Origin of the sequence: Sulfuricurvum sp. (assembly GCF_049305995.1) — a bacterium.
In the GTDB taxonomy this organism is placed as follows: domain Bacteria; phylum Campylobacterota; class Campylobacteria; order Campylobacterales; family Sulfurimonadaceae; genus Sulfuricurvum.
Genome location: NZ_JBAQPS010000298.1, coordinates 1 through 4,888, shown reverse-complemented (window position 1 = coordinate 4,888; position 4,888 = coordinate 1). Strand labels below are relative to the sequence as shown.

The window sequence follows — 4,888 nt, the reverse complement described above, 5'->3', positions numbered from 1 at the left end:
ATAATAATTACAGAGAATGATGACGTTCGCCAATATTCGATTGACCAAGAAGATAGTCATTATGAGATTTGTTTACAAGATGGGAGTGAATGGTATGGTGGAAAATCCCCAGTATTTGAATCAGCAGAAGATGCATTCTTATTTGTACTAAAAATAATGAGTTGGGTAAACTCATCTATAAAAGAGATTAAAATAGATTACACTTTTCTTGATGAATCAAAAATAAGAGAATTATGTAATATAGCAGATATGACTGTACTTGTAACTAGATATTAAAAAAGAGGGAAGATATAAATGCAAAAAAAATCACAAGGCGTTAGTTTTATACTGACATTAATTTTTGGACCAGTTGGAATAATTTACTCCAGTGTTACGACCGCACTCATCATGTTTGTCGCTTATATAGTGATTCTTATGATGTCGATGGCTACAGATTCTTTTGGATTTGGACTTCTTTTGGCAACTATAGGTTCAATTGTAGCAGGCGTTTTTTCAGTGACTTCATATAATGAAAATTTAGAGGTAGAAGAAAAAAAACAAAAAGAAATGCATGAGGAAATGATCAAAAAAGCTATTGAAGATAACAAGCAAAAAGAGTTCATTCAAAAGCAAATGATAGAAGAAGCAGTGCAAGCACGTTTAAAAGATATGGATAAAAAATCAAATGATTTATCGGAGCCATTACCTGGTTGGATGGATGATGGATTGCCTCTAGAAAATGAAATCAAAAATTGAGGTAACAAAATATGCTCACTAAATTTTTATATGCACTTATGATTTTATCAGTGATTAGCACAAATATTTATGCTGATTATTTTGATGATGCATTAAATGCTTATGATTCAGGTAATTATATAAAAGCATTTGAATTGACGGAGCAAGGGTGTAATAATAATGATGGCCGTGGATGCGGATTTCTTAGTGAATTATACATGAATGGTCAAGGTGTGAAAAAAGATGTATTGAAGGCGACTGAACTTATCCAAAAGAGTTGCAATTTAGGGAATGCGTTTGGATGTACAAGACTTGGTAATATGTATGAAAATGGAGAAGGTATTTCTCAAAATTTAGACAAGGCTAGAGAGCAATATGAACAAGCGTGTAAATTAAACAATGCAAGTGGTTGTGTATCTCTCGGATTGATGTACTATACAGGAAAAGGTGTTAAACAAGATGTTGAACGAGGGAATATATATCAAGATAAAGCATGTAAATTAAATTATGGCACCGATAGTGGACTGGGATGTTTTTTGATAGGCGGGGCATATAATTCAAATGGCACTGGAGTTAAAAAGAATATTAAAAAAACTATAGAGTACTATGAAAAAGCATGTGATTTGAATTTCGACCAAGGATGCTATGCACTTGCAGGTTTACATGTATACGGGAAAAATGGAATATCTAAAAATTACAGTGTTGCAAAAAAATATTATTATAAATCTTGTCAACTTGGACAACAAGAAGGATGTACAAACTATACCCATATAATCAATAAGCGATTTGAATTACTCCCAAAACTTTCTGAGAGATGAAAAAAAGTTTAAAAACTGAATGTAAAAAGGAGCATTGTGATGATTAAAGTACATTTTCTTTTATCAGTATTTTTATTTATAGGATTCTCAGTTATTGGTTGTAGTCAAGACAATTTAGCTGAGGCACGTCAAGTTTATGACAAAAAAGATTATACAAAAGCTCTTAAACTCTATACTCAAGCATGTGATATAGGAAATGCTGAGGCGTGTAGTGTTCTTGGTGATATGTATAATGAGGGAAAAGGTGTAAAGTGGGATGACTCTAAATCTGTACAATTTTATACTCAAGCATGTGATGGTGGAAATTCTAAGGCGTGTAATAATCTTGGACAAATGTATACCGATGGTCGAAAGGTAACTATTGATAATTTTAAATCTTCAGAGCTATTTGCAAAAGCTTGTGAGAGTGGTAGTCCTGAGGGGTGTTATAACCTTGGTGTAATGTATGAAAAAGGACTAGGTGTAGAACAGGATAATTTAAAAGCCTTTAAAATCTTTTCAAAAGCTTGTGAGGCTAAGAATTTCGATGCATGCAATAAGATGGGACATATATATGAGAATGGGAATGTAGTAAAAAAAGATAATACTCAAGCAAAGAGATTATATTCAAAAGCAATTGAGTTAGCAAAAAAAACTTGTGCTACTGGAAATACTGTAGGGTGTAGCAGACTTTCTGAATTGATACGTGATGAAGCGCAAAGAAATGAATATGATAAAAAGTCTTTTGACAAGGCAGATGAAATTGACAAAAAATTAGTTAAGCTTTATATTAAAGCATGTAACGAAGGTAATCTCATAGCTTGTGCTTCTATACATGCTTATAGCGGGACAAATAATATCCAAGGAATGAAGTTATTAAATAAATCATGTGATGGTGGATATGCTGAGAGTTGTTTAGCTCTTGGGTTTGAACATAATCGTTTTGGACATGGTGAGGGAAATAGTGCAGGAAATATTGATTACGATCCGTTAAAAGCACGTCAAGCTTATTCAAAAGCCTGTAGTTTTGGAAATGCAGAAGGATGTTATAAGCTTGGTGAAGAATATGGCAGTAGTTATCCCAATGGAGCTGATATTCCAAATGCAATAAAGTTTTATGCAAATGCATGTGATAGAAATCTTAGCGATGGGTGTAATGCACTAGGAAGTATATATTGCGGCGATATGGAATCGGGTTTCAAAGGTAGCACATGGAGAAAGATCAAGCCTGATTATGAAAAAGCTGTTATATATTTTAGTAAAGCATGTTATGCTGGAGATACTGCAATATGTGAATTTTTAGGAAAAGTGTATGCTGAAGGGATAACATATGGAGGGATAAGTACAGAAATAAATTATTCAAAAGGAGCAGAACTATTTACTAAAGCATGTAATGGTGGAAATGCACAAAGTTGTGAGAAACTTGGAATAATGTATAGTGAAGGAATAGGCGTAAAACAAGATTCCTCCAAATCATTAAGCTTACATCAAAGAGCAAATATACTTAGTCTTCAAGATGAATGTTATCTTGGGAATCAAGAAGCATGTGATAGAATGGCAAATCAAGCAAAAGATTTGATTAAGTAATAGATCTTGGTTTAGATCATATATGCAAATCATTAGATTATAGGAATAAGCTCGATTCCGGATCTACCTTAAAGGGCACGTGAAGTCGGGAATGACGAAAAACTATAAAACCTCATACGCTTCTTCAATTACCTCTCTGCATGGTTAGATGCACGAAAATCAAAATGCGTTATAATATGAGCAATGAAATAGCGGGGTGAGCCATGCCGACATTACTGAGAGTGGATGGTTACCGATTTTTCTTTTTTAGTGATGAGCATTTACCGAAACATATACATATCGAGAAATCGGATAAGTATATGAGAATAGAGCTTGAGACGTTAAAAGTCACTGACAATTATCAAATGACATCAAAAGAGATACGAGAAGTTATACAGATTGTTGAAAAACACAAACAAGTTTTTTTGGAGGCGTGGAATGAATACTTTAATCAATAAGATTGAATTCAATACAAAAATTTTAGTTCATCTCGATAGCGGTGATGTGTTAAGTCTGCCGTATTCTTACACCAAACGCATTGAACAAAGCAGTGTATCACAACTTTTAAATTATCATATTATCGGTGGGGGAAGAGGCATTCATTTCGAGGATATTGATGAGGATATATCATTGGAAGGGATTATTGACTACAAACTCAAACACGAGCTTGTTTTGTCGCATTGTGCGTAGTAAATATCTATCCCCGCTTAATTGTAACTATAACTCCAACCGCTAAGCCCGTCTTTCGCCTCTTTGAACCCATCCGAATCGCCTAGAAAATCGATAATATGGAGCAGTTTCCACGGGATAGTGCTTGCTTCGGCGTCATCGATTAGATGACGCGGCATCGGTGTCTCTTGAGAGGTCATGGCAAAGGCGATCCGCTCCAGATTGCTGAGCAGATGGCTGGTTGCAGTGATGTTATGTTCTTTAGAAAATTTTTCCAAAATGAGAGGTTTTATATCTTCGGGGATAGGTTCAGAGGTGTTGAGAATAATACTAAAATGGATCGGATGGGCGTCTTTGACCAGCGATGGTGCTGCCATCATAATGTATTCTACTCCATCAAGGAGTTTTTCGATTTCATTATACGACAGGTAGCTTTGAATGTTGAGCGGTTTCATCTCTTGCATTAATTTTTTCCTTCGAGTATTTTAGTGAGGAGTGTGGACATACCGATGTGGAGGTTATAGTTCGTCACCGGAAAATCGACCATTTCATTATCGAGATTGACGTTGTAACTACTGAGATATTTTCCCAGTATCTCTAAATCGATTGGCTGATAGCTTTCGGTATCGATCTTAGTCCGAAGAAGTTTTCCCGCAGTGTTACTTTTCGCGAGGGTAAATGCGAGAGTTCTAAGACTAAGCAGGTCACACCAGCGTAAAAAAAGCTCGTGAGTAAGTTCCGAGCGGGGATTTCCCTCCGGATCAAAGAGGAGATGTTGTTCACGTAAAGGGATCAATGCACTTAAAACCGCTTCGCAAAAAGGGAGGCTTTTTTGACGCCAAAAGGGGGCTTCATCGCTTCGATCGAGTGCTGTGGAGACGGCACCAAGTATAGCCGATGATTCACCTGATTTCAATAGTGTATTCATAGTATGTAGAATCATTTACCTCTCCTTTTTTGGGTGTAACTTTAACCTTTTTTGTATAATACAGGTATTAACTCAAGGAGATTGTATGTTTGATAAAGGATGGATCACAAATTTTGTTTCAGTAGCATTGGTAGGCGTTTCCTATACTGTTGAGGGATTAGCAGGCTCAGCGCTACGAAGTGCGGGATTGTTTGCCCTTTCAGGGGCTGTGACC

8 protein-coding genes are annotated in these 4,888 nt (G+C 35.8%); 6 read left to right on the top strand and 2 right to left on the bottom strand.

All coding sequences use genetic code 11. The features are described from left to right. The 6 genes from WA010_RS10310 to WA010_RS10285 form a co-directional block, all read left to right on the top strand. Nucleotides 1-276 (top strand): hypothetical protein (locus WA010_RS10310; RefSeq protein ID WP_422557028.1); only part of this gene is annotated, 276 nt, incomplete at its 5' end. An 18-nt stretch (nt 277-294) separates the two neighbouring features. Then, the gene (locus tag WA010_RS10305; RefSeq protein WP_422557027.1) at nt 295-735 is read left to right on the top strand and encodes a hypothetical protein; all 441 of its coding nucleotides are present in this window, start codon (nt 295-297) and stop codon (nt 733-735) included. Between the two features lie 11 nt (nt 736-746). Continuing rightward, nucleotides 747-1,532: a tetratricopeptide repeat protein gene (locus WA010_RS10300; protein WP_422557026.1), complete on the top strand. Its 786-nt coding sequence runs from the start codon at nt 747-749 to the stop codon at nt 1,530-1,532. Between the two features lie 39 nt (nt 1,533-1,571). Beyond that, nucleotides 1,572-3,098, top strand: a complete 1,527-nt coding sequence (locus WA010_RS10295; RefSeq protein WP_422557025.1) for a tetratricopeptide repeat protein — start codon at nt 1,572-1,574, stop codon at nt 3,096-3,098. A gap of 203 nt (nt 3,099-3,301) precedes the next feature. Beyond that, entirely contained in the window at nt 3,302-3,535 is a 234-nt protein-coding gene (locus WA010_RS10290; protein WP_422557024.1) for a DUF4160 domain-containing protein, read from the top strand. Next, entirely contained in the window at nt 3,516-3,767 is a 252-nt protein-coding gene (locus WA010_RS10285; RefSeq protein ID WP_422557023.1) for a DUF2442 domain-containing protein, read from the top strand. Before WA010_RS10290 ends, WA010_RS10285 begins: the two co-directional genes overlap by 20 nt. A 17-nt stretch (nt 3,768-3,784) precedes the next feature. Here the strand turns inward: WA010_RS10285 and WA010_RS10280 are convergent, their stop codons facing one another. Together WA010_RS10280 and WA010_RS10275 are read right to left on the bottom strand one after the other, a co-directional pair. Continuing rightward, nucleotides 3,785-4,210: a hypothetical protein gene (locus WA010_RS10280; protein ID WP_422557022.1), complete on the bottom strand. Its 426-nt coding sequence runs from the start codon at nt 4,208-4,210 to the stop codon at nt 3,785-3,787. Further along, nucleotides 4,210-4,689, bottom strand: a complete 480-nt coding sequence (locus tag WA010_RS10275; RefSeq protein ID WP_422557021.1) for a hypothetical protein — start codon at nt 4,687-4,689, stop codon at nt 4,210-4,212. Before WA010_RS10275 ends, WA010_RS10280 begins: the two co-directional genes overlap by 1 nt. Between the last annotated feature and the right edge of the window lie 199 nt (nt 4,690-4,888).

Excerpts from the sequence above, each read along its gene's own strand:
- WA010_RS10300 (WP_422557026.1), top strand. The coding sequence starts at position 747 with ATGCTCACTAAATTTTTATATGCACTTATGATTTTATCAGTGATTAGC.
- WA010_RS10305 (WP_422557027.1), top strand. The coding sequence starts at position 295 with ATGCAAAAAAAATCACAAGGCGTTAGTTTTATACTGACATTAATTTTT.
- WA010_RS10275 (WP_422557021.1), bottom strand. The coding sequence starts at position 4,689 with ATGATTCTACATACTATGAATACACTATTGAAATCAGGTGAATCATCG.
- WA010_RS10295 (WP_422557025.1), top strand. The coding sequence starts at position 1,572 with ATGATTAAAGTACATTTTCTTTTATCAGTATTTTTATTTATAGGATTC.
- WA010_RS10290 (WP_422557024.1), top strand. The coding sequence starts at position 3,302 with ATGCCGACATTACTGAGAGTGGATGGTTACCGATTTTTCTTTTTTAGT.
- WA010_RS10280 (WP_422557022.1), bottom strand. The coding sequence starts at position 4,210 with ATGCAAGAGATGAAACCGCTCAACATTCAAAGCTACCTGTCGTATAAT.
- WA010_RS10285 (WP_422557023.1), top strand. The coding sequence starts at position 3,516 with ATGAATACTTTAATCAATAAGATTGAATTCAATACAAAAATTTTAGTT.